This window comes from Blastococcus sp. SYSU DS0828 (assembly GCF_054050975.1).
This window is the reverse complement of sequence record NZ_JBJHAK010000006.1, coordinates 117,068-142,638: the sequence shown is the minus strand read 5'-3', so window position 1 is coordinate 142,638 and position 25,571 is coordinate 117,068. Positions and strand designations below refer to the sequence as shown.

At 74.5% G+C, this 25,571-nt stretch carries 21 protein-coding genes and 1 pseudogene; 12 read left to right on the top strand and 10 right to left on the bottom strand.

All coding sequences use genetic code 11. The annotated features are described in order from the left end of the window. Window positions 1–182 precede the first annotated feature (182 nt). Window positions 183–2,735, bottom strand: a complete 2,553-nt coding sequence (gene pepN / locus ACI79Q_RS07080; protein ID WP_456614448.1) for an aminopeptidase N — start codon at window positions 2,733–2,735, stop codon at window positions 183–185. Window positions 2,736–2,892: 157 nt separating this feature from the next. Between pepN and ACI79Q_RS07075 the strand changes: the two genes are divergently transcribed. Together ACI79Q_RS07075 and ACI79Q_RS07070 are read left to right on the top strand one after the other, a co-directional pair. Next, window positions 2,893–3,552: a mycothiol-dependent nitroreductase Rv2466c family protein gene (locus tag ACI79Q_RS07075; RefSeq protein WP_456614447.1), complete on the top strand. Its 660-nt coding sequence runs from the start codon at window positions 2,893–2,895 to the stop codon at window positions 3,550–3,552. 96 nt (window positions 3,553–3,648) lie between these two features. Further along, complete coding sequence (locus tag ACI79Q_RS07070; RefSeq protein WP_456587674.1) at window positions 3,649–4,410, top strand: SDR family oxidoreductase; 762 nt, start codon at window positions 3,649–3,651, stop codon at window positions 4,408–4,410. Between the two features lie 3 nt (window positions 4,411–4,413). Here ACI79Q_RS07070 and ACI79Q_RS07065 read toward each other — a convergent pair whose 3' ends face one another. Beyond that, complete coding sequence (locus ACI79Q_RS07065; RefSeq protein ID WP_456614446.1) at window positions 4,414–5,079, bottom strand: DUF429 domain-containing protein; 666 nt, start codon at window positions 5,077–5,079, stop codon at window positions 4,414–4,416. 27 nt (window positions 5,080–5,106) lie between these two features. Between ACI79Q_RS07065 and ACI79Q_RS07060 the strand changes: the two genes are divergently transcribed. Further along, window positions 5,107–5,598: a ribose-5-phosphate isomerase gene (locus tag ACI79Q_RS07060; protein WP_456587672.1), complete on the top strand. Its 492-nt coding sequence runs from the start codon at window positions 5,107–5,109 to the stop codon at window positions 5,596–5,598. A gap of 92 nt (window positions 5,599–5,690) precedes the next feature. Then, window positions 5,691–7,142, top strand: coding sequence for an argininosuccinate synthase (argG, locus tag ACI79Q_RS07055; protein ID WP_456587671.1), 1,452 nt, complete (start codon window positions 5,691–5,693; stop codon window positions 7,140–7,142). A gap of 148 nt (window positions 7,143–7,290) precedes the next feature. Here the strand turns inward: argG and ACI79Q_RS07050 are convergent, their stop codons facing one another. From ACI79Q_RS07050 to ACI79Q_RS07040, 3 genes are read right to left on the bottom strand one after another with little or no spacing between them, the layout of a single operon-like run. Further along, entirely contained in the window at window positions 7,291–8,532 is a 1,242-nt protein-coding gene (locus ACI79Q_RS07050) for a GNAT family N-acetyltransferase (RefSeq protein WP_456614445.1), read from the bottom strand. Window positions 8,533–8,580: 48 nt separating this feature from the next. Next, entirely contained in the window at window positions 8,581–9,225 is a 645-nt protein-coding gene (locus ACI79Q_RS07045; protein WP_456587669.1) for a response regulator, read from the bottom strand. Next, on the bottom strand, window positions 9,216–10,526 hold the full coding sequence (locus ACI79Q_RS07040) for a sensor histidine kinase (protein ID WP_456614444.1): 1,311 nt from the start codon (window positions 10,524–10,526) through the stop codon (window positions 9,216–9,218). Before ACI79Q_RS07040 ends, ACI79Q_RS07045 begins: the two co-directional genes overlap by 10 nt. A 231-nt stretch (window positions 10,527–10,757) precedes the next feature. Between ACI79Q_RS07040 and ACI79Q_RS07035 the strand changes: the two genes are divergently transcribed. The 4 genes from ACI79Q_RS07035 (at window position 10,758) to ACI79Q_RS07020 (ending at window position 15,869) form a co-directional block, all read left to right on the top strand. Beyond that, window positions 10,758–12,425 (top strand): hypothetical protein, encoded by a 1,668-nt coding sequence (locus ACI79Q_RS07035; protein ID WP_456587667.1) that lies wholly within the window; start codon window positions 10,758–10,760, stop codon window positions 12,423–12,425. Window positions 12,426–12,526: 101 nt separating this feature from the next. Continuing rightward, the gene (locus tag ACI79Q_RS07030) at window positions 12,527–14,311 is read left to right on the top strand and encodes a bifunctional metallophosphatase/5'-nucleotidase (protein WP_456614443.1); all 1,785 of its coding nucleotides are present in this window, start codon (window positions 12,527–12,529) and stop codon (window positions 14,309–14,311) included. A 136-nt stretch (window positions 14,312–14,447) separates the two neighbouring features. Next, window positions 14,448–15,428, top strand: a complete 981-nt coding sequence (locus ACI79Q_RS07025; RefSeq protein ID WP_456614442.1) for a sigma-70 family RNA polymerase sigma factor — start codon at window positions 14,448–14,450, stop codon at window positions 15,426–15,428. A 96-nt stretch (window positions 15,429–15,524) separates the two neighbouring features. After that, a complete protein-coding gene (locus ACI79Q_RS07020; protein WP_456614441.1) occupies window positions 15,525–15,869 on the top strand; it encodes a hypothetical protein in 345 nt (114 codons plus the stop codon). A gap of 121 nt (window positions 15,870–15,990) precedes the next feature. On the opposite strand, the gene ACI79Q_RS07015 is transcribed toward ACI79Q_RS07020, so the two are convergent. The 3 genes from ACI79Q_RS07015 to ACI79Q_RS07005 all read right to left on the bottom strand — a co-directional run bounded on the left by ACI79Q_RS07015 (window position 15,991) and on the right by ACI79Q_RS07005 (window position 20,730). Beyond that, window positions 15,991–17,373 (bottom strand): FAD-dependent oxidoreductase, encoded by a 1,383-nt coding sequence (locus ACI79Q_RS07015; protein WP_456614440.1) that lies wholly within the window; start codon window positions 17,371–17,373, stop codon window positions 15,991–15,993. A 123-nt stretch (window positions 17,374–17,496) separates the two neighbouring features. After that, window positions 17,497–19,164, bottom strand: a complete 1,668-nt coding sequence (locus tag ACI79Q_RS07010; RefSeq protein ID WP_456614439.1) for a LuxR C-terminal-related transcriptional regulator — start codon at window positions 19,162–19,164, stop codon at window positions 17,497–17,499. 90 nt (window positions 19,165–19,254) lie between these two features. Further along, entirely contained in the window at window positions 19,255–20,730 is a 1,476-nt protein-coding gene (locus ACI79Q_RS07005) for an MFS transporter (protein WP_456614438.1), read from the bottom strand. A gap of 119 nt (window positions 20,731–20,849) precedes the next feature. Between ACI79Q_RS07005 and ACI79Q_RS07000 the strand changes: the two genes are divergently transcribed. Continuing rightward, on the top strand, window positions 20,850–22,895 hold the full coding sequence (locus ACI79Q_RS07000; RefSeq protein WP_456614437.1) for a cation:proton antiporter domain-containing protein: 2,046 nt from the start codon (window positions 20,850–20,852) through the stop codon (window positions 22,893–22,895). Between the two features lie 16 nt (window positions 22,896–22,911). Here the strand turns inward: ACI79Q_RS07000 and ACI79Q_RS06995 are convergent, their stop codons facing one another. After that, complete coding sequence (locus ACI79Q_RS06995; protein WP_456599463.1) at window positions 22,912–23,808, bottom strand: DUF4349 domain-containing protein; 897 nt, start codon at window positions 23,806–23,808, stop codon at window positions 22,912–22,914. A 206-nt stretch (window positions 23,809–24,014) separates the two neighbouring features. On the opposite strand from ACI79Q_RS06995, the gene ACI79Q_RS06990 reads away from it, so the two are divergent. From ACI79Q_RS06990 to ACI79Q_RS06980, 3 genes and pseudogenes are all read left to right on the top strand, one after another. Beyond that, window positions 24,015–24,533, top strand: coding sequence for a hemerythrin domain-containing protein (locus ACI79Q_RS06990; RefSeq protein WP_456599464.1), 519 nt, complete (start codon window positions 24,015–24,017; stop codon window positions 24,531–24,533). Beyond that, a pseudogene (locus ACI79Q_RS06985) lies at window positions 24,422–24,661 on the top strand (winged helix-turn-helix transcriptional regulator); the annotation flags it as partial. The gene ACI79Q_RS06990 and the pseudogene ACI79Q_RS06985, both read left to right, overlap by 112 nt. Window positions 24,662–24,723: 62 nt before the next feature. Continuing rightward, the gene (locus tag ACI79Q_RS06980) at window positions 24,724–25,125 is read left to right on the top strand and encodes a hypothetical protein (RefSeq protein WP_456599465.1); all 402 of its coding nucleotides are present in this window, start codon (window positions 24,724–24,726) and stop codon (window positions 25,123–25,125) included. A 3-nt stretch (window positions 25,126–25,128) separates the two neighbouring features. On the opposite strand, the gene ACI79Q_RS06975 is transcribed toward ACI79Q_RS06980, so the two are convergent. Continuing rightward, window positions 25,129–25,569: a MerR family transcriptional regulator gene (locus ACI79Q_RS06975; protein ID WP_456599466.1), complete on the bottom strand. Its 441-nt coding sequence runs from the start codon at window positions 25,567–25,569 to the stop codon at window positions 25,129–25,131. Between the last annotated feature and the right edge of the window lie 2 nt (window positions 25,570–25,571).

The following is a 25,571-nucleotide window of genomic DNA, read 5'->3' as shown; positions in this document are numbered from 1 at the left end:
GCCTTCGTCATGTCCACGGCTCCCTGTTGATCAGGTGACCTGATCACTAGGGGTCCTGGCTCACGGCCGATGCTGAGCCAGGACCCCTAACGATCAGGTGACCTGATCATCAAGCGGCGGCGGGGCAGCAACGACGAGGCCGGCGGCCACCACTGGTGACCGCCGGCCTCGTCGTCCGCGGGTCAGTGCCCGGCGTCGGCGTCCCGCTCGCGGGCACGCAGTGCCCGGGCGATGCCGTCGCGGCCCTCGAACACCAGCCGGCGCAGCGCCGGCGGCTGCTCGGCGTCGGCGAGCCAGGCATCGGCCGCCGCGATGGTGCGCGGCTCCACCACCGGCGGGAACAGGTACTGCACGGCGTTCTTGGCGATCTCGCCGGGCCGGCGGTCCCACAGCGGCCGGATGTCGGCGAAGTAGCGGCCGACGTAGCCGGCGGTCAGCTCCCGCTGGGCCGGGTGCCAGAAGCCCTGCAGCATCGCCTCGTGGACGGCGTTGGGCACCGACTCGTCGGTGAACGCCTGCTGCCAGGTCTGCTCCTTCGACACCGCCGTCGGGCGCAGCGCCCGCGCCGTCGCGGTGCGCCGGATGCCGGTCGCGGTGGCGTCCCGCTCGGCCTCGGCGTCGATCTCCGCGTCGCCGGCCGCGCCGATGGCGACCAGCCCGTGCAGGAACGCCCAGCGCGCGTCGGCGTCGACGACCAGCCCCTCGTAGCTGCGCGAGCCGTCGAGCAGGCCGCGCAGCGCCGCCGCGTGCTCCTCGGTGCGCGCGGCGCTGGCCAGCGTGCGCGACCACAGCAGCTGCTGGTCGCTCCCGGCCGGCGCGGCCTCCAGCGCGGCGAGCGCGTGGTCGGCCAGCTGGGCCCAGCCGGTCGGCGCCCACGCCGGGTCGGCGTAGGAGGACAGGGCGCTCTGCACCCGCGCCAGCAGCGACTGGATGACGCTGCTCTCGGTCTCGGCGCCGATGCCGGCCAGCACCAGCTGCACCCACTCGCGGGCCGGCAGCTCGGCGTCGCGGGTCATGTCCCAGGCCGCCGACCAGCACAGTGCGCGCGGCAGCGGGTCGGGGATCGCGCCGATCCGCGTGCGCAGGGTGGCCAGCGAGCGCTCGTCGAGGCGCAGCTTGGCGTAGGTGAGGTCGTCGTCGTTGACCAGCACCAGGTCCGCGGCCGGGTGGCCGACGAGCTCGGGCACCTCGGTGCGGGCGCCGGCGACGTCCAGCTCCACCCGGTGGGTGCGGGTGAGCCCCTCGGGGCCCTCGCTGTAGAGGCCCACGGCCAGCCGGTGGTTGCGCAGCACCGGGTGCTCGGTCACCGCCGTCTGCTCGATGGCGAAGCTGGTGTACCGGCCGTCGTCGCTGAGCTCGAGCACCGGCCGCAGCGTGTTGACCTGGCTGGTGCGCAGCCACTGGTCGGCCCACTCCGACAGGTCGCGGCCGGAGCTCTCCGACAGCGGCCCCAGCAGGTCGGCGAGCGTGGTGTTGCCGTACTCGTGCCGGCGGAAGTAGCGCTGCACGCCGGCGAGGAACTCGTCGCGGCCCACGTAGGCGACCAGCTGCTTGAGCACCGAGGCGCCCTTGGCGTAGGTGATGCCGTCGAAGTTGACCTCGACCGCTGCGACGTCGGGGATGTCGGCGGCGATCGGGTGGGTCGAGGGCAGCTGGTCCTGCGCGTAGGCCCACGCCTTCTCGGTGTTGGCGAACGTCGTCCACGCCGTCCGGTACTCGGTGGCCTCGGCCTGGCACAGGGTGCTGATGTAGGTGGCGAAGGACTCGTTGAGCCACAGGTCGTCCCACCAGCGCATGGTCACGAGGTCGCCGAACCACATGTGCCCGAGCTCGTGCAGGATCGTCTCCGCGCGCCGCTCGTAGCGGGCCCGGCTGACCTTCGACCGGAAGACGTAGTCCTCCAGGAACGTGACCGCCCCGGCGTTCTCCATCGCGCCGGCGTTGAACTCCGGCACGAACAGCTGGTCGTACTTGTCGAACGGGTACGGGTAGTCGAACACCCGGTGGTAGAAGTCGAAGCCCTGCTTGGTCACCCGGAAGATCTCCTCCGGGTCGAGGTACTGGGCCAGCGACGCCCGGCAGTACAGCCCCAGCGGGATGCCCTCGTGCAGGTCGGTGACCTTGGCGTAGGGGCCGGCGATGAGCGCCACCAGGTAGGTGGAGATGCGCTTGGTGGGCGCGAAGTGGGCCAGCTGCGAGCCGCCCTCGCCCGCCTCGATCGTGCGGTCGCCGGTGTTGGAGACGACCTGCCAGTCGAAGGGCGCGGTCACGTGCATCGTGAACGTGGCCTTGAGGTCGGGCTGGTCGAAGCAGGTGAACATCCGCTTCGCGTCGGCCGGCTCGAACTGGGTGTAGAGGTAGACCTGCCCGTCCTCGGGGTCGAGGAAGCGGTGCAGTCCCTCGCCGGTGTTGGAGTACCGGCAGTCCGCCGTCACCACCAGCGTGTTCGACTCGGCGAGGCCGGGCAGCGGCAGCCCGCCCTCCTCGGTGTAGGAGCTCACGTCGAGCTCGGTGCCGTTCAGCGTCGCGGAGTGCACCGTCTCCGCGACCAGGTCGATGAAGGTGTCCGCGCCCGGCCGGCGGCAGGCGAACTCGACGGTCGTCGTCGAGCGGAACGTGCGCTCGCCGGGGTGCCCGGCGCCGTCGGTGACGTCGAGGGCGATGTCGTAGCTCTGGACGGCGAGGAGCTCCGCGCGGGCGGCGGCATCAGTGCGGGTCAGGTTGGGTACGGCCACGCCGGAGAGCTTGTCATGCGGGGACGACGGTGCGCCCGCCGTCTGCCGGTCGGCGGCCCGCGGCAGGGAACAACCACCCCTCGGCGGGGCTTGCCTGCCGGGAGACGGCCCGGGCGCTCGGCGACCCGGGCACCGGAGCGAGGAGCAAGGAGCAAGGATGACCGAGGCAGTGCAGAGCCCCCCCACGAAGGCCCGCGTCGACTTCTGGTTCGACCCGCTGTGCCCGTGGGCCTGGCTGACCAGCCGCTGGGTGCTGGAGGCGGCCAAGGTGCGCGACATCGACCTGCACTGGCACGTCATGTCGCTGGCGGTGCTCAACCGCGGGCGCGACCTGCCGGAGGAGTACCAGGAGATGATGGCCAAGGCCTGGGGTCCGGTGCGGGTGGCGATGGCCGCGGCGCAGCAGCACGGTGACGAGGTGCTCGGCGACCTCTACACCGCGATGGGGACCCTGCGGCACCACGAGGAGCTCGAGCTCGACGAGCTCATCGCGCCGGCCCTGGAGCGGGTCGGGCTGCCGGCGTCGCTGGCCGAAGCCGCCGGCTCCACCGAGTACGACGAGGCCCTGGAGAAGAGCCACCACGCGGGCATGGACCCGGTCGGCGACGACGTCGGCACGCCGGTCATGCACATCGACGGCGTGGCGTTCTTCGGGCCGGTGATCAGCAAGGTGCCGACCGGTGAGGACGCCGGCAAGGCCTTCGACGGGGCCGTCCTGCTGGCGAACCTGCCCGACTTCTGGGAGCTCAAGCGCACCCGCACCTCGGGCCCGGACATGGACTCCGTGCCGGCCGACGCCCTGAAGCTCACCCGGTAAGGACCCCCGTCCCCCTCGTCCTTGCACGCTCGGGACGAGCCTCTGGACGGGGGCCGTTCCGATGAGTTCCGGGTGGGGGTGCGGCATGCTGTCGGGATGCCGCACCCCACCCGCCAGCGCATCTTCATCTCCGGCGCCAGCTCCGGCCTCGGCGAGGGCATGGCCCGCCGGTTCGCCGCCATGGGGCGCGACCTCGCCCTGTGCGCCCGCCGCGTCGAGCGGCTGGAGGCGCTGCAGGCCGAGCTGCGGGCGGCGCACCCGGGCATCCGGGTCGAGGTCGCCGCGATGGACGTCGACGACGCCGCCTCGGTGCCGACCGTCTTCGCGGAGCTGGCCGAGCGGCTGGGCGGCTTCGACCGCGTGATCGTCAACGCCGGCATCGGCAAGGGCGTGTCCGTGGGCACCGGCGGGGCGGCGCAGAACCGCGCCGTCCTGCACACCAACGTGCTCGGCTCGCATGCGCAGTGCGAGGCGGCGATGGAGCTGTTCCGCCGCCAGGGCATGGGCCACCTGGTGCTCATCTCCTCGGTCGCCTCCGTGCGCGGCATGCCGGGCAGCCGCACCGCCTACGGGGCCAGCAAGGCGGCGCTCAACTCGCTCGCCGAGGGCATCCGCTCCGACGTGTACGGCTCGCGGATCGTCGTCTCCACGATCCTGCCCGGCTACATCGCCACCGACATCAACGTCGGCCGCCGCGGCCCGCTCACCGTTGGCCTGGACAAGGGCGTCGACGCGCTGACCGCAGCGGTGGAACGGGAGCCGGTCACGGCCTACGTGCCGGGCTGGCCCTGGACGGCGGTCGCACGGCTGCTGCGGGTGCTGCCGCTGTCGGTGGTCCGCCGCGTCACCGGCTCGTGAGCCTCACCAGCTGATCTCCATCGGCCGGCCCCGGGCGTCGGGCTCGTCACCGCCGACGGTTTCCGCACTCCCCGCCGCGATCCGCCGGGCCGACCAGGCCGCGGCGCAGGCGTCCAGGGCGTCGACGGCGGGCAGTCGCGGCGGTGCCTCGGCCAGCGCGCGGTCGACGTCCATCACCGGGCGCAGGGCGGCCAGCCGCTGCGCCAGCCCCCGGGCGGTGGCCTTCGGGTCGCGCACCCGGTCGTCGAGCGCCCGGAACGCCAGCTCGGGGTGGACCTCGTGCACCCGCGGGTCGGGCGGGTCGCCGAGGACCTCGTCCAGCGAGCGGATCGACGGAACGAGGAGCCAGGCCTGCTTCGACAGCGCCTTCCCGGACACCGCCACCGAGATCCGGCAGGCGTCGGCGTAGTCGGCGGCGCCCAGCACCGGCCGCAGCGGTGCCGGGAAGACCGAGCTGCCGGCCCGGCCGAGCAGCCGCCGGGCGGCGACGTCGCACACGCGTGGCCGGTTCTCCGCCAGCCCGATCGGCATGTCGACCGCGACGACGTCCACCCCGGGCAGGGCGAGGGCGGCCGGGGCGTCGGGGAGGGCCAGCAGGGTCACCACGCCGTCGTCCAGCAGCGCCCCGGCCCAGGCGCCGCGCCAGCCGTCCAGCCCGAGCACAGCCACGCCGGCGAGCCTGTCAGACTCCCCGGCATGCGCGTCTTCATCGGCACCGACCACGCGGGCCTGGAGTTCAAGGAGCACCTCAAGCGGGCGCTGGCGGAGGCCGGCCACGAGCCGGTCGACTGCGGCGCGTTCGAGTACGACGCGCAGGACGACTACCCACCGTTCTGCTTCGAGGTGGGGGAGCGGACGGTGGCCGAGCCGGGGTCGCTCGGCGTGGTCATCGGCGGCTCCGGCAACGGCGAGCAGATCGCGGCGAACAAGGTTCCCGGCGTCCGGGCCGCTCTGGTGTGGAACACCGCGACCGCCCAGCTGGCCCGCCAGCACAACAACGCCAACGTCGTCTCCATCGGCGCCCGCCAGCACAGCGACGACGAGGCCACGGCGCTGGTGCTGGAGTTCCTCGGGACGGAGTTCAGCGGCGACGAGCGGCACGTGCGCCGGATCGGGCTGATCAGCGACTACGAGCGAGACCGGCACCGTCCCGCGGGCGGGCTGCCCACGCGCACCCAGCACCCGTGACGCGGCCGGCCGGAACGGCGACGCCGCCCGGCTGATCCCGTCTCGCGAGGGCGGCTCTGCATGACTATGCAGCGTCGTGCATACTTGCCCTCGTGTCCAAGGTGCTCACCTCCCTGCCCGTCGGCGAACGCGTCGGCATCGCCTTCTCCGGTGGTCTCGACACCTCCGTAGCGGTCGCGTGGATGCGCGACAAGGGCGCCGTCCCCTGCACCTACACCGCCGACATCGGGCAGTACGACGAGCCGGACATCGCCTCGGTCCCGGGCCGCGCGACGGCCTACGGCGCCGAGCTCGCCCGGCTGGTCGACTGCCGCGCCGCGCTGGTCGAGGAGGGCCTGGCCGCGCTCACCTGCGGTGCCTTCCACATCCGCTCCGGTGGGCGCAGCTACTTCAACACCACCCCGCTGGGCCGCGCGGTCACCGGCACCCTGCTCGTGCGGGCGATGCTCGAGGACGACGTCCAGATCTGGGGCGACGGCTCGACCTACAAGGGCAACGACATCGAGCGGTTCTACCGCTACGGCCTGCTGGCCAATCCAGGGCTGCGGATCTACAAGCCGTGGCTGGACGCCGACTTCGTCGCCGAGCTCGGTGGCCGCAAGGAGATGTCGGAGTGGCTGGTCGCCCACGGCCTGCCCTACCGCGACAGCGCAGAGAAGGCCTACTCCACCGACGCCAACATCTGGGGCGCCACCCACGAGGCCAAGACGCTGGAGCACCTGGACACCGGCATCGAGACCGTCGAGCCGATCATGGGCGTGCGGTTCTGGGACCCGGCCGTCGAGATCGCGCCGGAGACGGTCACGGTCGGCTTCGAGCAGGGCCGGCCGGTCACGATCAACGGGCGGGAGTTCGACTCCGCCGTCGACCTGGTGAACGAGGCCAACGCGATCGGCGGCCGGCACGGCCTCGGCATGTCCGACCAGATCGAGAACCGGATCATCGAGGCGAAGAGCCGCGGCATCTACGAGGCGCCGGGCATGGCGCTGCTGCACATCGCCTACGAGCGGCTGGTCAACGCCATCCACAACGAGGACACCCTCGCCACCTACCACTCCGAGGGCCGCCGCCTGGGCCGGCTGATGTACGAGGGCCGCTGGCTGGACCCCCAGGCGCTCATGCTCCGGGAGTCGCTGCAGCGGTGGGTCGGCATGGCGGTCACCGGCGAGGTCCGGCTGCGGCTGCGGCGCGGGGAGGACTACTCGATCCTCGACACCGCCGGCCCGTCCTTCAGCTACCACCCGGACAAGCTGTCGATGGAGCGCACGTCGGACTCCGCGTTCGGCCCGGTGGACCGGATCGGCCAGCTCACCATGCGGAACCTGGACATCGCCGACTCGCGCGCCCGGCTGGAGCAGTACGCGCGGATCGGCATGGTCGGGGGCGGGCCGACCCCGGTGGCCGTCGGTGCGGCGCAGGCCGCGGCGACCGGGCTGATCGACGCCTCCCAGGAGGGCGGCGCCGAGGCGATCGCCTCCCGCGGCAAGGTGTCGGCGCACGACGAGCTGCTGGACCGGGCCGCGATGGAGTCCGGCACCGACTGAAGAAGGACCTCGTCCTCCCCACCGCTCGCACGCTCGCGGCGGGTCCCGGGACGAGGCCCGACCGTCCTCCCCACCGCTCGCACGCTCGCGGCGGGTCCCGGGACGAGGCCCGACCGTCCTCCCCGCCCGCGCGGGGAGGACGGTCAGCTCAGAAGCCGTCGGGGCACCACGGCGTGACCGGCCAGCCGAACGCCGTGGACGCGAGCGTGACCGCGCCCGGGCTGATCTCGGTCACCCGGCCGGCGCCCTGCAGGGACGCGAGCGAGACGCCGCCCAGGTAGGCGGCCGAGAGCTCCTCGATGCCCAGCACGATGTCGGGGTCGCGATCGGTACGGCCGCAGTAGCCACCGGCCGGGTGCCCGGAGAGCCGCCAGCGCCCCTCGTTCCACGGGCAGAACGCGTCCCGCACCTCCAGCACGAGGTCGATGGGGGCGGGGTAGCGGCGGGCCGCCAGCGCCCGGTCGACGTCGACCAGCCGCACCCACAGGCCGTCGACCGGCGTGCTGTGCAGCGCCCGGGCATCGGTGACCAGCCAGCGCAGCGGGTCGTCGGGCGAGGCCGCCGGGTACTTCACCGTGCGGACCAGGTCGACCGACAACAGCACCTGCCACAGCGCGGCGTAGGCCGGGGTGCCGGTCGCCCGCACCTCCTCGACGGTCAGGGTGCCGTCGGGCTCGCCGGTGTCGCTCCAGGCGCCCTTCACCCGGTAGGCGGCGTACCCGGTGACCGTGCCGTCGGCCTCGCGGTGCAGCAGGTAGCGGCGCTCGGTGGCCCCGTGCCGCCGGGACGGGTCGTCGCGCAGCTGCCGGTCCCACCAGCGGTCGTCGCGCACCATGTTCCCGGGCACCCAGCGGTGCACCGCCCGGTGCACGTCCACGGCGGCGGGGCGGTACTGCTCGACCGGCACCTGCTCCACCCGACCGGTGCCGAGGTCGACGTCCGGGCGCAGCCGCAGGCGCTCGGTGCGACCGGAGAACCGCGCCTCCACCGTCGCGGGCGCGTAGCCGAACCGGCCGTAGATCGGGTACTCGGCCGCCCACAGCGCGGCCACCGGCTCGCGCTGCTGCTCGTGCAGCTCGGTGAGCTGGCGGCGCATGATCGCGGTGAGCAGGCCGCGCCGGCGGTGGGTCGGGGCGACGGTCACCCAGGTGACGCCGGCGCAGGGCACCAGCGCGCCGGGGACGGCGAGGGTCCGGCTGTAGATGCCGGCGGTGGCGACGACGCGGTCGCCATCCCACAGGGCCAGCGACCGGTCCAGCTCCGCCACCGACGACGGCCGCTCGGCGAAGTCGGCCGGCGCCTCGTCGGCGAAGACGTCGTGCATGGCCCGGCTGAAGACCGGCCACTCGTCGGGGGTCACCGGACGGAACCGGGCGTCGAGGTCGCTCACAGCGCTGTGTCTACCGGGCGGCTCCGACAGGCCGCCAGCGAGTTCGGCTCAGGCGCGCAGGTAGGCCAGGGTGGCGAGCACACGTCGGTGCTGGTCCTCGTCCTGGGTGAGCCCGAGCTTGGCGAAGATGTGCTGGGTGTGCTTCTCCACCGCCCCCGGGGTGACCACGAGCGCCCGGGCGATCGCGGTGTTCGAGTGCCCCTCGGCGATCAGCCCGAGCACCTCGCGCTCCCGCGGGGTGAGCCGGCGGACCGGGTCGTCGGCCCGGCGGCGGGCGAACAGCTGGGCGACCACCTGCGGGTCGAGCACCGTGCCCCCGCCCCGCACGTCCTCGAGCGCGGTCAGGAACGTGTCGACGTCGGCCACCCGGTCCTTGAGCAGGTAGCCCACGCCGCCGGCGCCGTCGGCCAGCAGCTCGTCGGCGTAGGCCACCTCCACGTACTGGGACAGCACCAGGACGGCGGTGCCCGGCACCGCGGACCTGGCCTCGACGGCGGCGCGGAGGCCCTCGTCGGTGTGCGTCGGCGGCATCCGTACGTCGACGACGGCGACGTCGGGCCGGTGCTCGCCGACCGCGCGGACCAGGGACGGCCCGTCGGCGACCGCGGCCACCACCTCGGCGTCCGCCTCCTCCAGCAGCCGGACCAGGCCCTCGCGCAGCAGCACCGAGTCCTCGGCGAGCACTACCCGCACGGCAGGTCCCCGGTCAGCCGGGTCGGCCCACCCCGGGGGCTGTCGACGACGAGCACGCCGTCGACGGCCTGCAGCCGGTCGGCCAGCCCGGCCAGACCGTGCCCCGGTGCCGCCACCGCGCCGCCGGTGCCGTCGTCCTCGACCACCACGCGCAGCCGGTCGCCGGTGCAGCTCACCTCGACCCGGCAGGTGGTCGCGCTGCTGTGCTTGGCCACGTTGGCCAGCGCCTCGCTGACGACGAAGTAGGCGGTGTTCTCGGTGACCGGGGCCAGCCGCTCGCTCGGCAGGTCGACGGCGAGGTCGACGGGCACGGGGGAGCGGGCGGCGAGGGCGGTCAGCGCAGCGGCCAACCCTCGGTCGGCGAGCACCGGCGGGGCGATCCCGCGGGAGAGTGCGCGCAGCTCCTCCAGCGTCTCCCGCGCCAGCCCGGCGGCTTCGCCGAGCGTCTCGCGGGCGGCGCCCGGGTCCCGGTCGAGCTGCCGCTGGGCGCGGGCGAGGTCCATGCCCAGCCGCACCAGTCGCTGCTGCGGGCCGTCGTGGATGTCGCGCTCCAGTCGGCGCAGCGCCACCGCCTCGGCGGCGACAGCCGCGTCCCGGCCGCCGGCGAGCCGGTCGATCTCGGCCTGTGCCGCCGCGCGGGAGGTCAGCATCGCCTTTCCGAGGAGAGCCTGCAGCAGCGCGCTGCCGCGCACGGCGAACGGGAGCAGGAGGCCGAAGACCAGCCCGATCGTGGTGTAGAGGGCGATCCGGCGCAGCGGGCTGGTCTCGAAGCCGAGGGTCTCGAGCAGGTCGTGGTTGTCGGGGTCGAGGGTGGCGTCCGGCAGGGCCCAGTCCCAGGCCGCGTAGGTCAGGCCGCCGAGGGTGATCGCCCAGAACGTCACCGTGATGACGAACGACAGGGTCGCGACGGGCAGACGGACCAGCGCGTGCAGCGCGTCCAGCCAGGTCTGCGGATCGCGCAGCGGCGTGATCATCCGCCGGACCGGGCGACCCTCGGCGCGGCGGTAGGCGGGCCGCTGCACCGGCCGGCCGAGCACCGCGGGCAGCCACGCCCGCTCGACGGTGGCGAAACCGCGGGCGGCCAGCAGCGTGCCGGCCAGCACCGCCACCCCGACCCAGACGACGAGCAGTCCGGCGCCGAGTGCCAGGCCGGTGATCACGACGACGAACGCAGCCACGCCGACCGGGAAACCGGCCAGCGAGTACCCGGTGTCGATGCCCAGCTGCCGCACACGGCCGGGGCGGCGCGTCACCGGGAGCCGGTCGCTCGCGGGCGGGAGCACGAGGGTGTCTGCGGTCATGCCGTCGAGCCTGCTGCGACGAGGTGCCCGGCCCCATCCCGCTGGCTGGCCGGTTCGTGGTCGGGCCGTCCCGACTGCGGTGCTGCGGTCATCTCGGCGCGAGATGCTCCTCCGCCCGCCGCCGCGGTGTCCAGCGCCGCGGCCGAGGTGGGTCCCCCACTAGGGTCGGGGCGTCACGCCGGCGTCGACGTGCGTCCCGGTCGCCGGCGCCCCGACCGACGGAGGCTCCTCGTGCGCTCTCGCGCCGTTCCGCTCGCACTCAGCGCGGTCCTGCTGGCCGGCTGCACCTCGTCCGGCGACGAGGAGGCCGAGGAGGCCCAGGTTGCCGAGGCCGTCACCTCGGCACCCGACGAACGGCTGACGGTCGTCGCGGACGCCGATCCGGTGGGGACGGCGGTGAGCGCGAGCCGCGCGCTGTTCGACTCCTCCGACGTCGCGGTGCTCGCGGACGAGGACGACTCGGCGGGCCTGCTGCTGGGCGCGTCGGCCGCGGTAGCGCTGGGTGTCCCGCTGCTGGTCACCGGCGGCGCCGAGGCGCCGGAGCCGGTGACCGGCGAGCTGGAGCGGCTGGGCACGGGCACCGTGCTGGCCGTCGGGGACGTCGCCCTGCCGGAGGGTGCGGGGCCGGAAGTGGTGACGGTCCAGGCGGACGCCGAGGCGGTCGCCGCCGCGACCGGCGTCGACCTCGCCGAGGGCGATCCCGTCCCGGCCGACGGCGAGGCCGCGGCCGTGGCGGGGCTGGACCCCGAGCAACCCGCCGCGCTGCAGCCGGAGGGCGGCAGCGGCGGGTCGGCGGGGCAGACCGCGGAGGAGACCGGTGAGGAGGGCTCCGACGCGGAGCTCCCCGAGACGGCCCGCCCCGAACCGCTCGAGGACACGGTCGTGCTCGCCTCGGGCGAGCCCGGTTCGGTGGCCGGCATCGCGACGGCCCGCGCGGCCGGTGCCCAGGTGCTGCTGACCGGGGGCAGCACCGACCCCCGGGCCTCGGCCGACGTCGTAGGCGCCCTCGGCGAGGCGCAGCCCGAGGCGGTCGTCGCCCTCGGCGCGGGGTTCGCCGCCGAGGACGGCCTGGACTGGAAGGTGGAGACCGCCGCCACCGGGGTGGAGCTCCCCGGCGGCGGCCAGACGCTCTTCCCCGGCAAGCTCCTCGTGGCCCTCTACGGGCACCCCGGCACCGCGGCGCTCGGTCTCATGGGCGAGCAGCCGGTCGACGCCGCCGTCGAGCGGGCGCGGGCGCACGCGGCGCCCTACGAGCCGCTGGTCGAGGAGACGGTGGTGCCGGCCTTCGAGATCATCGCGACCATCGCCTCGGCCTCGGCCGGGCCCGACGGCGACTACTCCGCGGAGGCCGATCCGGAGTTCCTGCGGCCGTGGGTGGACGCGGCCGGTGAGGCCGGGCTGTACGTCGTCCTCGACCTGCAGCCGGGGCGTACCGACTTCGTGACCCAGGCCGAGCTCTACCGGTCGCTGCTGGAGGAGCCGCACGTCGGCCTGGCCCTGGACCCGGAGTGGCGGCTGGGCCCGAACGAGGTGCACCTGCGGCAGATCGGGTCGGTGGACGTCGAGGAGGTCAACCGGGTGGTGCACTGGCTGGCCGACCTCACCCGCGACAACCAGCTGCCGCAGAAGCTGCTGGTGCTGCACCAGTTCCGGCTCGACATGATCCCGGGCCGTGAGCGGGTGGACCTCAGCCGCGACGAGCTGGCCGTGATGGTGCACGCCGACGGCCAGGGCGGGCAGGGCGCCAAGCAGAGCACGTGGGCGACGCTGCGGCGGGACGCCCCCGAGGGCCTGTGGTGGGGCTGGAAGAACTTCTACGACGAGGACATCCCGATGCTCACGCCGGAGCAGACGATCGAGCAGGTGGAGCCCGATCCGCAGCTGATCAGTTACCAGTAGGCCGCAGACCGTTCGCTCGGCTGTCAGCACCGGTCCTTAGCGTCCCCTCCCGGATCCCCTGCGCACGGTCACGGGGACCACCGATGGAGAGGAACGACCGGATGAGACGGCGGACCACGCTGTCCGTGGCGGCTGCCGCGGCGGCGCTGACCATGGCGACCATGAGCCCCGCCGCGGCGGCGCCCGGCACGGCGGACGACCTGACGCTGACCATGCTGGCCACCACCGACCTGCACGGGCGCGTGCAGAACTGGGACTACTTCGCCGACCGGCCCTACTCGGAGCGGGCCGGCTTCGAGACCGGGCTGGCGAAGGTGGCCACGGTCGTCGACTCGGTGCGCGCCGAGCGCGGCGAGGACAGCGTCTTCGTGGTCGACAACGGCGACTTCCTGCAGGGCACGCCGCTGACCTACTACTACGCCAAGCAGGAGCCGGTCACCCGGACCCGCGTCGAGCACCCGATGGCGGCCGCCTTCGACGTGATCGGCTACGACGCCCAGGTCGTCGGCAACCACGAGTTCAACTACGGCCTGGACCTGCTGCGGCGCTACGTCCGCGACGTCGACCACCCGGTGCTCGGGGCCAACGTGCTGCACGAGCCGTCGCGGCAGCCCTACCTGCCGCCGTACACGATCAAGCAGATGCGCGTGCCCGGCCACAAGCCGGTCAAGGTCGGCATCATCGGCCTGACCACCCCCGGCTCGGCGATCTGGGACAAGAACAACGTCGAGGGTCGCGTGGCGTTCCAGGACATGGTGGAGGCGGCGCAGCGCTGGGTCCCGGTCGTCGACCGGAAGGCCGACGTCGTCGTCGTCCTGTCGCACGCCGGGGTCGGTGGGACGTCGTCCTACGGCCCCGAGGTGCCGACCGAGAACCCCTCGGACGTCATCGCCCGGACCGTGCCGGGCATCGACGCCATGGTGGTCGGCCACACGCACCAGAACGCCCCCTCCCAGGTCGTGACGAACGAGGTCACCGGCGAGGACGTGCTGCTCACCCAGCCCTACCGCTGGGGCGCCACCGTCTCGCAGGTCGACATCGAGCTGCAGCAGGTCCGCGGGAAGTGGGACGTCGTCGGCACGTCCGCACAGGCGCTGAGCACCGCGGGGGTCGAGGAGTCGGCCGAGGTGCTGGCCGCCACGGCGGAGGCGCACCAGAAGACGGTGGAGTACGTCAACCAGGTGGTGGCCACCTCGGCGGAAGAGCTCTCCGCGGCGACCAGCCGGTACGAGGACACCGCGATCCTGGACTTCATCCAGGACGTGCAGACCGACACCGTGGCCGCCGCCCTGGAGGGCACCGACCGGGCCGACCTTCCGGTGCTGTCGATCGCGGCGCCGTTCAGCCGGGAGGCCGTGTTCCCGGCCGGTGACGTCACCGTCCGCGACATCGCCGGGCTCTACATCTACGACAACACCCTCGAGGCCGTGGAGCTCACCGGGGCCCAGTTGAAGGAGTACCTGAAGTTCTCCGCCCGGTACTTCCAGCAGGTGCCGGCCACCGGGGACGTCGACCCGGAGACGATCACCAACGCGGTCGTGGACGGCTTCCCGAACGGGATCCCCGACTACAACTACGACGTCCTCTCCGGCGTCGACTACGACATCGACGTGTCCCAGCCGGCCGGCTCCCGCATCGTCGGGCTCTCCTACGAAGGGGCGCCGGTGGGCGACGACGACCGGTTCGTCGTGGCGGTCAACAACTACCGCCGCAGCGGGGGCGGCAACTTCCCCGCGATCAGCACCGCGCCGGTGGTCTACAACGAGCAGCTGGAGATCCGGCAGCTGCTCATCGAGCGCGCCCAGCAGGAGGGCGTGATCGACCCGGCGGAGTTCTTCGTCGAGAACTGGCAGCTCGTCCGCGACGGTGAGCCGCTGATCCCGTGACGCCCTGACACCGACCCGCCCGACCCGGGTGGGAGCGGGCGGGAGCCCCGGAGCGCTCGTCGCGCCGGGGCTCCCGTTCTGTCGGGGGCCTGTGGTGTGCTGACGCACACATCGACCCCGCGAGGAGTGACCTCCTGTGACCAGTGCCGTCATCGGCCCCGCCGACCAGCTCGACCCCAGGCTGCTCGAGCACCGCCGTGAGCTCACCGGTTACTGCTACCGGATGCTCGGCTCGGTGTTCGACGCCGAGGACGCGGTGCAGGAGACGATGGTCCGCGCCTGGCGCGGGCTCGGAGACTTCGAGGGCCGCTCGGCGGTCCGCTCGTGGCTGTACCGGATCGCGACGAACGTCTGCCTCGACGCGCTCAACGGCCGGTCGCGCCGCGCCCTGCCGATGGACCTCGCGGGGTCGCCCTATCCGCCGGTCCCGGCGTCGCTGGCCGGCCGCAAGCCGGCGTCGGCGTGGATCGAGCCGGTGCTCGACCGCCAGGTGCTCCCCGAGGACGGCGACCCGGCCGAGCAGGCCGTGGCCCGCGAGTCGGTGCGGCTGGCCTTCGTCGCCGCCCTGCAGCACCTGCCGCCCAGGCAGCGGGCGGTGCTGATCCTGCGCGAGGTGCTGCGCTGGAAGGCCGACGAGGTGGCCGAGCTGCTCGACACCACCGTGGCCTCGGTGAACAGCGCGCTGCAGCGCGCCCGGGCGACGCTCGCCGACGTGGGTGGGCGCCCCGCGCCGCGCACCCTCGACGACGAGGACCGCGCGCTGCTGGCCCGCTACCTCGACGCCTTCGAGCGCTACGACATCGACGCGTTCGTGCAGCTGCTGCACGAGGACGCCACCCAGCACATGCCGCCGTTCGAGATGTGGCTGCGCGGGCGCGACGACATCGGCACCTGGATGCTGGGGCCCGGGGCGGGGTGCAAGGGCTCCCGGCTGATCGAGACCTCGGCGAACGCCACGCCGGCGGTCGCCCAGTACCGCCCGGCCGAGGGCGGTGGGCACGTGCCGTGGGGCCTGCACGTGCTGGAGATCGAGGACGGCCGGATCGCCCACATCTCCAGCTTCCTGAACCTCGACTGCGAGCTGTTCGCCGCGCTCGGGCTGCCGACGAAGCTGTAGCCGCCGGGGCTGCCGCACCGGGGCCGACACGTTCAGCGTCCGCTTGACCCGGTCCTGCCCGGTGCCCACCCTGGGGCGATGACGGCGGTGCCACCCGTGAACGGGCGATGGGCGTGGGATGCGCGCGGTGAGGGCCGGGCGGTCCGGGTCTCGACGCACACCGAGAACGGCCTGGTCAACCTGAGCCTCTGGCGCGGGGAGACCTGCGTCGGGACGGCCCGGCTAGGGCCGGAGGACGTCAACCAGCTGGTCACCGGGCTCGTCGAGGGGCTGACCACGCTGGCCGCGCGCCCCCGGGTCGTCGGCGCGGACGCGACACGGGTCGTCGAGCTGGAGGCCCGGCTGGCGCGCCTGGAGCAGCAGCGGGCGCCGCTGTGGCGCCGGGCCGCCGACGCGGCCGGCGGCTGGGCGGTGCGGCAGGCCGCGCGCCGGCCGCGCTGATCCTCCGGGGCGCGCTGCGGGGGAGGCCGCGTGAAGCACCGGTCACGGCCCTCCCGGCAACGGGTTGGCCGCCGCCGAGACGGTCAGGCGCCGGCAGCACCACTGTCCGGAGCGGAGGACGTCAGGCATCGACCGGAGCGGGCATCCTGCGCCGGCGCCGCCGGTCAGTTCCCCGCCGGGTGCGCCGAGAGTCGAGCAGGACCCGCCCGAGCAGCCGCGGGTGCGTGAGCGCCTGCGGTCGAGAAAGCATCCCGACGACCCGGATGAACGCCTCGGCCACCTGCGGATCGTGATGAGCCGCCGGGAGCAGACGCTGCAGGTAGGCGGTGGTGAGCCGCCAGGACACCGGCCGTGGTCCGTCGACGTCCGGGTGCGCCAGGTCGGAGCCGGTGGCGAGGTCCCACGCGTCCTGAACCGCCCACCGCGCGGCCGACAGCGTCCGGAGGCCGACGTGGTCCAGGCCGTGCGCGTCCAGGACGCGCGCCAGTTCCAGGGCCTCGATGATCGCCACGGTCATGCCCTGTCCGAACCGGGGGTCGAAGGAGCAGACCGCGTCGCCGGCGACGAGGTAGCGCTCGGGCAGGCGGCGCAGCCGGTCGTACCGCCGCCGGGAGAAGGCGGGGAAGGCCGTTCGCACGGCGTCCCCCACCGGCTCGGCGCCGGCGACGACGTCGTGCAGGTCGGAGCTCCACAGGCTGGCCGCGTAGTCGGTGAAGCCGGCCAGGTCCGCCGGGGGACGCTCCCCGAGCATCCCGATGAGGGTGACCAGCCACCGGCCCTCCTCGACGGCGAGCGCTGCCGCGCCCCTGCGACCGCCTGGGGGGACGTCGATCAGTACGTTGCGGCCACCGCCCAGGTCGGCGGGGTCCCGGCGGAACAGCCGCGTGGTGTAGTGCACGTCGACCTTCAGCCGCTCCTCGGCGGGGAGCTCGTAGCCCAGCTCGGCGAGCCAGTGCGGCGACCGCGAGCCGCGGCCCGTGGTGTCGACCACCAGGTCGGCGTCCAGCGTCCGCTCCTCCCCGGTGTCCGCCTCCGACCGCAGCCGCACTCCCGTGACACGCGTCCGGTCCGCGGTCGTCCGCAGGCCGCGGGCGGCCCAGCCGTCGAGCACCTCGACCCCGTCGAGCGCCCGGACGCGGTCGCGGACGACGCCCTCGATCAGCGGCCGGGTCGCTCCGGTGATGCAGAGCTCCGACCCGGTCAGGTCCAGCTGGCCGCCGCCCATGTGGAAGCGCCACTCCGGCGCCGGGATGACGTGGGCTCCGCCGGCGGCGAGGTCGTCGACGATCCCGGGCAGCAGTTGCTCCAGCCGGGTCAGCCCGCCCGGGACGAGCAGGTGGATGTGCTGCCCCTGGGGTACCCCGCGGCGGTCCGCGGGACCTTCGGGCAGCACGTCCCGGTCGACCAGCGTGACGCGGTCGAAGCGCCGGGCCAGCGGCACTGCGTGCACCAGCCCGGCCATGCCGGCACCGAGCACGACGGCGTGTTCTCCGAGGTGGGTCACGGACTCCTCCTTGCGGCAGCTGCGGTGGCGTCTGCTCACGCTAGGAACGGCGGCACCGGCCCGGCATCGACCAGATGGTGCAACTGGGCGGGGGTGCGCGCCTGCACCGTTCGGTGCAGGCGCCTACACCAGGTCGTGCTCGTACGCGTACGCCGTCGCCGCGGACCGGTTGGGGAGTGCCAGCTTGGTGAAGACGTTGTGCAGGTGCCGGGCCACGGTCTTGTCGCTGATGACCAGCTGTTCGGCGATCTCCCGGTTGGTGCGCCCTGCTGCCACGAGGCGGATCACGTCGAGCTCGCGGGGTGTCAGCCCTGCCGCCGCGTCCGGCGGAGCGGGTTCCGGGCGCCCGAGGTCGGGCGTGGCGCCGACCGCCGCGAAGACGCGCAGCGCCGCGGCCACCTCCACGGCGGCCGTGTCCTCGTCACCGAGCGCCCGCAGGGCCCGGGCGATCAGGATGCGGGTCCGGGCGGCCTCGTAGGGGGCGGGGAGCATTGTCCAGGTCGACAGGGCGTCCGACAGGTCGTCCAGCGCCGGCCGGTACCCGCCCTCGGCGAGCGACACCGCTCCCCGGGCGCGCGCGGCGGTCGCCAGGAGGACGCTCGTGCCGACGGCGTCCGCGATGCCGTCCAGCTCGACGCAGGCGGTCCGCGCCGCCTCGACGTCCCCCGCCGCCAGCATGATCTCGACGGCGGCAGCCAGCAGCTCCGCCCGCGGCCGCGGCGCGCGCACCTCGTCGACGACGCCCCGAGGGCCGGGGGGCCCCCGGTCGACGGCGCAGCGGATGGCGGCCACCGCCGTCCGCGTGCGTCCCTGGGCCAGCCGCAGCAGCGCCAGCCCCGGGTGCGGGTCGGAGCCCAGGGCCACCGCCTGCAGGAAGTCGGCCTCGGCGGCGGCGTGGTCGCCGCGCAACCGGTGCAGTTCGGCGCGCTGGTAGTGCGCCATCCCGGCCGCGGGGTCCGGTGGGTCCGACAGCCAGCGGCAGGCCCGGTGGGCCTCCACGACGGCCTTGGCCCAGTCGCCCCGCCACTGGGCCAGCTCCGACCGGTGCACGAGGCACTGCCCCCGGAAGGGGACGAGACCTCCCTGCGCCTCGCACCACCCGTCCAGCGCGGCCGTCCACTGCTGGGCCCGCCGCAGGTCGAGGAGCTGCTGGCAGGCCAGGATCACGGCGCAGTAGACGACCCCGGCTGCGACCGGCGAGACGCGTCCGGCCTGGACTGCCACCATCGCCTCGTCGAGCTGTGCCAGCCCGCGGGCAGCGTCGCCGTCCCGGATCAGCGCCTGGCCCTGCCCGAGGCAACCGAGCGCCGCCAGATCGACGTCCCCGAACCGCCGGCCGATCGAGGTGGCCCGTGCGAACACCCGGTGCGCCGCCGCCGGATGCCCGTGGTCCAGCTCGCGCAGCCCCTCGGGGAGCAGCAGGTAGCCCCGCTCGGCGCAGTCACGTGGCGCGCCCTCCTCGACCACCCGGTGGGCCCGGGCGAGCCAGCCGCTGCCGCGCGCCTCCGCGCCGCGGGCCGAGATCAGCACCAGGCCGAGCCAGAACGCGCACCGGGCCGCAGGCAGCACGTCGCCGCGGTCGGCGAACGCCTGGTACGCCCGCTCCCACGCGGCTTCGGCGACCTGGTCGCGGCGGGTCAGCTGGGCGCTGAGCGCCAGCCGCTGGAGATCCTCCGCGTCCTGGAGCCCGCCCTGCGCGTCCACGGCGAGCAGCAGGGTGCAGGCCTCCTCCCAGGAGCGGCGATCGACGGCCGCGCGCCCCAGCACGAGCCGGTCGGCTGCGTCGTCCATGACTCCTGGCTACACCCCGGCCGGTGGTTCGGGACAGAGTCGTCCGCGCGGCGGTGCGGGCGGATGCTCGGCGGCGGCTGGCCGAGGGAATCAGGACGGGGCGGCGCCTCCGGTCGGTGCCGGCGGGTCGGCCCCCTCCGGTGCACCGACCGCCCCTGGAGCGCTCAGCGGTCGCCGGACGTACGCGGCCGCGACGAGCGCGCCGGCGGCCAGCAGCCCGGCCAGGATGAGCATCGCGGTGCGGAAGCCGTCGGCGAACACGAGCGGATCGGCGTAGTCGGCGCCGCCGAGCCCGGCGGCGACGGGGACGACCGCGACGGCGAGCAGGCCGGCGGCGCGGGCCACCGCGTTGTTGACCCCCGACGCCACGCCGGCGTGGCGGTCGGCGGCGGAGGCGAGCACGGTGGCGGTCAGCGGGGCCACCAGCAGCGTGAGGCCCGCGCCGAAGAGCGCCACGGCCGGGAGCACGTCGCGCAGGTAGGAGGCGTCCTCACCGATCCGGAGCATCAGCAGGACTCCGGCCGCCGCCACGGCCGGTCCGCCGGTGAGCAGGGCGCGCGGCCCGATCCGCTGGGCCAGCGCCCCGGCACGGGCGGAGAACAGCAGCATCAGGACGGTGACCGGCAGGAGCGCGGTGCCGGCCAGCAGCGGGCTGAACCCGGAGACCACCTGCAGCTGCAGGACGAGCAGCACGAACAGCGCACCGAGCGCCGCGTAGACGAAGAAGGTCACGGCGTTGGCGGCCGTGAACTGCCGGTCGGCGAAGAGCGCCGGGGGGACCAGCGGGTGCCGTGAACGGCGCTCGACCCCGACGAACGCCGCCAGGGCGAGGGCCCCGACCGCGGCCCACAGCCAGGTGCCCGCGCTCGCCCCCGCGTCCCCGGCGGCGGTGAGGGCGTAGGTCAGGGCGCCGAGCCCCGTGACGACCAGCGCCGTCCCGCCCCAGTCCAGCCGCGGGGCGGCTGCCGAGTCGCGGGACTCGGGGACGTGCCGCACGACGACGGCGATGACCACGGCCGTCACCGGCAGGTTGACGAGGAAGACGGCCCGCCAGCTCCACTCGACCAGCCAGCCGCCGACGAACGGCCCGACCGCCGCGGCGATCCCGGAGAACCCCGACCAGGCGCCGACGGCGGCGGCGCGGTCGGGCCCCGAGAACGACGCCGAGATGATCGCCAGGCTGCCCGGCGTCAGCAAAGCCCCGCCGACTCCTTGCAGGGCGCGGGCGGCGACGAGCGTGCCGACGTCCGGGGCCAGGCCGCACAGCAGCGAGGCGAGGGCGAACCAGCAGACGCCGACGACGAAGATTCGGCGCCGCCCGTACCGGTCGCTGAGCGATCCGCCCAGCAGGATCAGCGCGGCGAGGGTGAGCGTGTAGGCGTTGACCGTCCACTGCAGCCCGGCGAAGTCCGCGCCCAGGTCGGCGCCGATCCGCTCGAGGGCCACGTTGACGACCGTGGCGTCCAGCATCGCCACGCCCGAGCCGAGGACGGTCGCGAGCAGGACCCAGCGCCCCTGGGCCGTGCCCATGCGCAGGCCGGTCGCCGCCGCGGCAGGTGACGTCACGGGCGACTCCCTCCGCCGGCTGCCTGCTGTCCGCCGCTGTGCAACGCCGCCGCCGACCACGGATTCCCGCCGACCGGCCGGCCTGGGAAGATGCCGCGGCGGCGCGCATGATGTCGGGCATGGCGCCCGAGACAGACCTCGTCATCGCGGCCGGCGAGGTGCCGGGCTACCTGGGTCCGACCGCGGCGCTGGTGGTCGCCGCCGCGGTGATCGGGTACCTGTCGGCCCGGGCCCGCGTCGTCCCGATCGTCGGGTTCCTGGTGGCGGGCGTGCTGATCGGCCCGGCCCAGCTGGGCGTGGTGGACAGCAGCGAGGCCGTGGAGGCCGCCGCGGACATCGGCGTCATCCTGCTGCTGTTCACCATCGGGATCGAGTTCTCGCTGGAGCGCCTGGCCCGGGTCTGGACGTGGATCGCCGTCGCCGGCGGGCTGCAGCTGGTGCTCGCCACCGGAGCCGGGCTGGGCTTGACCCTGGCGCTGGGCGGCGGATGGCGCGACGGACTGTTCACCGGGTTCCTGCTGGCACTGTCGTCCACGGCCATCGTGCTCAAGCTGCTGGGGGAGCGGCGGGAGAGCTCCGCCGTCCGCGGCCGCCTGGCGCTGGCGGTGCTCATCGCCCAGGACCTCGCGGTCGTGGCCATGGTGCTGGTCGTGCCGCTGCTCGGCCCGACCGCGGACGGCGGCGGCTCCGCGGGCGGCTCGCTGGTGTGGGCGGTGCTCACCGCGGTCGGGGTCATCGTCGCGGTACTGGTGCTGGCCCGCCGGGTGATGCCCGCGCTGCTGGACGTGGTGGCCCGCACCTGCTCGCCGGAGGTGTTCCTGCTCGCGATCGTCGCCATCTGCTTCGGCACCGCCTACCTGACCGCGCTGGCCGGGGTGAGCGTGTCGCTAGGGGCGTTCCTCGCCGGTCTGGTGGTCAGCGAGAGCCGGGCCAGCACGCAGGCCCTCGCCGAGGTGCTGCCGCTGCAGATCGTGTTCAGCGCGGTCTTCTTCGTCTCGGTGGGCATGCTGCTCGACCTGCGCTTCATGCTCGCCAACCTGTCCCTCGTGCTGGGGGTGGCCGCGGGGGCGCTGGTGCTGAAGACGCTGACCACCACCGTCGCCGCCACCGCCGTCGGCATCCGGCTGCGCACCGCGGGCGCGACCGGGCTGCTGCTGGCGCAGGTCGGGGAGTTCTCCTTCGTGCTGCTCACCGTGGGCACGGCTGCAGGGCTGGCGCCGCTCGGGCTGGCCGACGACGGCGCGCAGGTCGCCGTCGCCGCGACGGTGCTGCTCATGCTGGTCACCCCGCAGCTGGCCGCGGCGGCGGCGCGGCTGGACCGCTCGCGCGGCGCCGCGCCCGCCTCAGCGGAGGAGGCGGCGCCCGACGGCGACGGCCCGCGGGACCACGTGGCGATCATCGGGTGGGGCCCCACGGCGCTGGAGCTCGCGGCCACGCTGCGCGACCGGGAGGTGGGCGTGGTGATGACGACGCTCAACCCCGACGGGGCGGCCGAGGCGGAGGCCGCCGGGCACACCGTGGTGCGCGGCGACCCGACGAAGGGGGAGGTGCTGCGGGTGGCCGGGGTCCCCGCGGCGCGCCTCGCCGTCGTCGCCGAGGACGACCCCGAGCAGGCGGTGCGGGTGGTCGCTGCGGCCCGCGCGGCCACCACCGCGCCGATCATGACGCGCCCGCTGGGTGCGGTCGACGTCGCCGAGCTGGCCGACGCCGGCGCCGACCACATCCTCGACCGGGACCGGCTCTCGGGTCAGGCGCTGCTGCGCTCGGTGCTCACCGAGCTGGGGCACCCGGTCGAGCACCCGAGCCGCGGGCGGACCGTCGTCGACACCGGCCGGGTGGTCCGGTACGCGTGGCCGGAGGGCAGCGGCTGCGGGCACGGTGCGGCGTCGGTGCCGGTGCTGCCCCAGGCGTCCGGCTGCGTCGGCTGCCTGCAGGAGGGCACCGAGTGGGTGCACCTGCGCACCTGCCTGAGCTGCGGCTACGTGGGCTGCTGCGACTCCTCGCCGCGCCGCCACGCCCGCGCGCACGCCACCGCCGACGACCACCCGCTGATCGCCTCGGCCGAACCGGGGGAGAGCTGGGGCTACTGCTTCGTCGACGAGGTGACCGTGCCCGCCCCCGCCGGTGCCGCCCCGGAGGCGGAGGCCTCGGCCGCGCCGCAGTGACGGCGGCGCCGACCGCTCACTCCTGCGGCGGGGCCGCCGGTGCCGGCGCCTCGGACGCGGGTCCTGCCGGTGCCGGGGTCGCGGCCCGCCGCCGCACGCGCCGGATCGCTACCAGGATGCCGCCGGCCACCACCGCCGTGACGGCCAGCCAGGGCAGCAGGACGCCGAGCACGACGACGGTTCCGCCCAGGGCCGCGACCAGCGACCGCCATCCGGTGCCCAGCCCGTCGAGGAAGCCGTCCGGCCCGCCGGCCGGCGCCACGCCGTAGGGCTCCAGGTGGACGCGGAGCGTCGACAGCTCCACCTGGTCGGCCAGCGCCGCCCGCCGGGACTGCAGCGCCTCCAGCTCCTGCTGCCGCTCGGAGAGCGCCTGCTCAGCCTCCAGGAGGGCCTCGGTGGTGGCCGCGTCGTCCATCAGGGCCAGCAGTCGCGCCACCGACGTCTGCAGCGCCGAGATGCGGGCGTCCAGGTCGACCACGGTGGCGGTCACGTCGGATCGGGACACCGACACGCTGGCCACGTCCCCGAGGTCCTCCAGGTCGGCCAGCAGCCCGGTCAGTTCCGCGGCCGGCACCCGGAGGACGAGATCGGCGACGACCCCGTCGACGCCGTCCTCGCCGGAGGTGGCCTGCACGCTGCGCTCCTCGACGCGGCCGCCGGCGGATTCGGCCAGCTCGCTGATCTGCTGGGCACCCTCGGCCGGGTCGTCGACGGCCAGCGCGGCGGTGGCGGTCGTGACCACCTGCCGGTCGTCCTGGTCCGGCGCGCTCTCGCCGGTGCCCGGGGCCGCCGGTACGGGAACGACCTCCCCGCCGGCGCCGTCCGCGGCGCTCTGCGCCTCCCCGCCGGACGGGCCCGTGCAGCCGACGAGGAGCGCGAGGGCCAGCGAGGCAGGAGCGAGGAAGCGCCGCACGAGGGGGACCGCAAATCGCCTCTCCGGCCGACCAGCGTCGATGTGCGATGCGGCCGGTCGGTGCTGCGGCTGGATCCGGGCGGGAACGGTGTCCATGACCGGAGGACGGCACGGGGAGCAAGATCGGTTCCGTCCCGCCCGGCAGGCCTGCACGCCGCGGTGGCGCGCACAGCGTGCATGCCCTTGATGCGGGTAAGAGGTCCGCCATGTCCGACTTCGAGATCACTGCCCTCGTCCTGGCCGAGCACGAGGTCTTCCGGCGGGAGTTCACCGCGCTCGACGACCTGCCCGCCGAGGAGCTCGCCGCCGCCTGGGAGGCGCTGCACGCCAAGCTCGAGGTGCACGCCGTGGCCGAGGAGCAGCTGTTCTACCCGCTGCTCGCGCAGGAGGCGGACGGCGAGCAGGAGACGGCGGAGGGCGTGCACGACCACAACGAGATCCGGCACGCCGCGGCCGCAGTCGGGGAGCACGAGGTCGGCAGCGACGGTTGGTGGGAGGCGGTGCGGAACGCGCGACAGGTCAACGCCGACCACATGGCCGAGGAGGAGACGGACTTCTTCCCTCCCTTCAAAGAGGCCGTGGACGAGGAGCAGCGCGAGGCTCTCGGTATGCAGTGGCTGGCATTCCACGACAGGCACGAGGAGGCCGAGGGGCTGTCCGGCGACGACGCGGAGGTGGCCGAGGTCATCGCGACCGAGGTGCCGGAAGGCGACCCGACGGTCTAGGGACGCCGCCCTCGTGGCTGCGCGGGGCCGGCCCCCTGGAGCGGGACGGCGTCGTCCACCGGGAGGTCTTCCCCGACGTGCCTCCCGAGGTCGTCCACCCCCTCACGGACGTGGGGGAGGAGCTGATCCGCGCGCTGGCGTCCGCAGGGCCGCCCTCCGACGACGGGGGACGCGCAACCGACAGTTGCGCATGGACGAGAACCGCTGGGCACCTGCCACGACGCGAGAGTCGGCGGGGAGCCTCGACACGTCGTCGTCGGCGGCCGGCGGCCGGCGGCCGACCCGTGGGCACGTCGCCGTTCCCACGGGGTCGATCATCGCCGAATCCGTCGGCCCCGGACGTGAGCGGGCCCTCGCTGAGCGGCAACTGTCGACCCTCGCCGCACGCCGACCCGCCCTGCGACCCGTTGCGCGGCGCTGGCGCGACAGGGTCGCCGAACTGGCCCGGACACAGACGCCCGCCATGCGATCGAGGCATTCCTCGCGTTGTCCCACGGCCTGTGCCTCGCCCTGCTCCTCAACGACCGGAAGGCCGACCCCGCCACGTCCGGGCCATCGTGAGCAGGGCTCTCTCCTGCCCAGCGGTCGGTAGCGGTCACACGGCAGATCCCAGTGCGTCGCCCCTGGACCCGTCCTGCCGGTCGGCTTCATCCCCGGCTAGCGATGGCGGCAGCACCGCACCGTGTCCGGCTCTAGCGAGGAAGCCGCGGATCGTCTCCCGGCTGCGCTGCAGGCAGCCGATGCGCGCGTCGAGCTCCTGGAGCTCCGCTGCCAGGGTTCTGGCTGCCTCTGCCGTGCAGGTTCCGGCCAGCTCCGCTGCTTCCGGGCCTTCGAGGTCGAGGATGGCCCGAACGAGGCGGGTGGGGACGCCCGACCGCACCAGCAAGGCCACCCGCTGGACGCGAGCTACGTCCTCTTCGGTGTAGTTGCGATACCCGTTATCGGACCGGGCCGCCTGGACGATCCCCTGTTGCTCGTAGTAGCGCAACAGTCGCGGGGCAACGCCCGTCCGCCGCGAGAGCTCACCGATCTTCATGT

Excerpts from the sequence above, each read along its gene's own strand:
- ACI79Q_RS07075 (WP_456614447.1), top strand. The coding sequence starts at position 2,893 with ATGACCGAGGCAGTGCAGAGCCCCCCCACGAAGGCCCGCGTCGACTTC.
- ACI79Q_RS07070 (WP_456587674.1), top strand. The coding sequence starts at position 3,649 with ATGCCGCACCCCACCCGCCAGCGCATCTTCATCTCCGGCGCCAGCTCC.
- ACI79Q_RS07060 (WP_456587672.1), top strand. The coding sequence starts at position 5,107 with ATGCGCGTCTTCATCGGCACCGACCACGCGGGCCTGGAGTTCAAGGAG.
- ACI79Q_RS07040 (WP_456614444.1), bottom strand. The coding sequence starts at position 10,526 with ATGACCGCAGACACCCTCGTGCTCCCGCCCGCGAGCGACCGGCTCCCG.
- ACI79Q_RS07030 (WP_456614443.1), top strand. The coding sequence starts at position 12,527 with ATGAGACGGCGGACCACGCTGTCCGTGGCGGCTGCCGCGGCGGCGCTG.
- ACI79Q_RS07010 (WP_456614439.1), bottom strand. The coding sequence starts at position 19,164 with ATGGACGACGCAGCCGACCGGCTCGTGCTGGGGCGCGCGGCCGTCGAT.
- ACI79Q_RS07000 (WP_456614437.1), top strand. The coding sequence starts at position 20,850 with ATGGCGCCCGAGACAGACCTCGTCATCGCGGCCGGCGAGGTGCCGGGC.
- ACI79Q_RS06990 (WP_456599464.1), top strand. The coding sequence starts at position 24,015 with ATGTCCGACTTCGAGATCACTGCCCTCGTCCTGGCCGAGCACGAGGTC.
- ACI79Q_RS06980 (WP_456599465.1), top strand. The coding sequence starts at position 24,724 with ATGGACGAGAACCGCTGGGCACCTGCCACGACGCGAGAGTCGGCGGGG.
- ACI79Q_RS06975 (WP_456599466.1), bottom strand. The coding sequence starts at position 25,569 with ATGAAGATCGGTGAGCTCTCGCGGCGGACGGGCGTTGCCCCGCGACTG.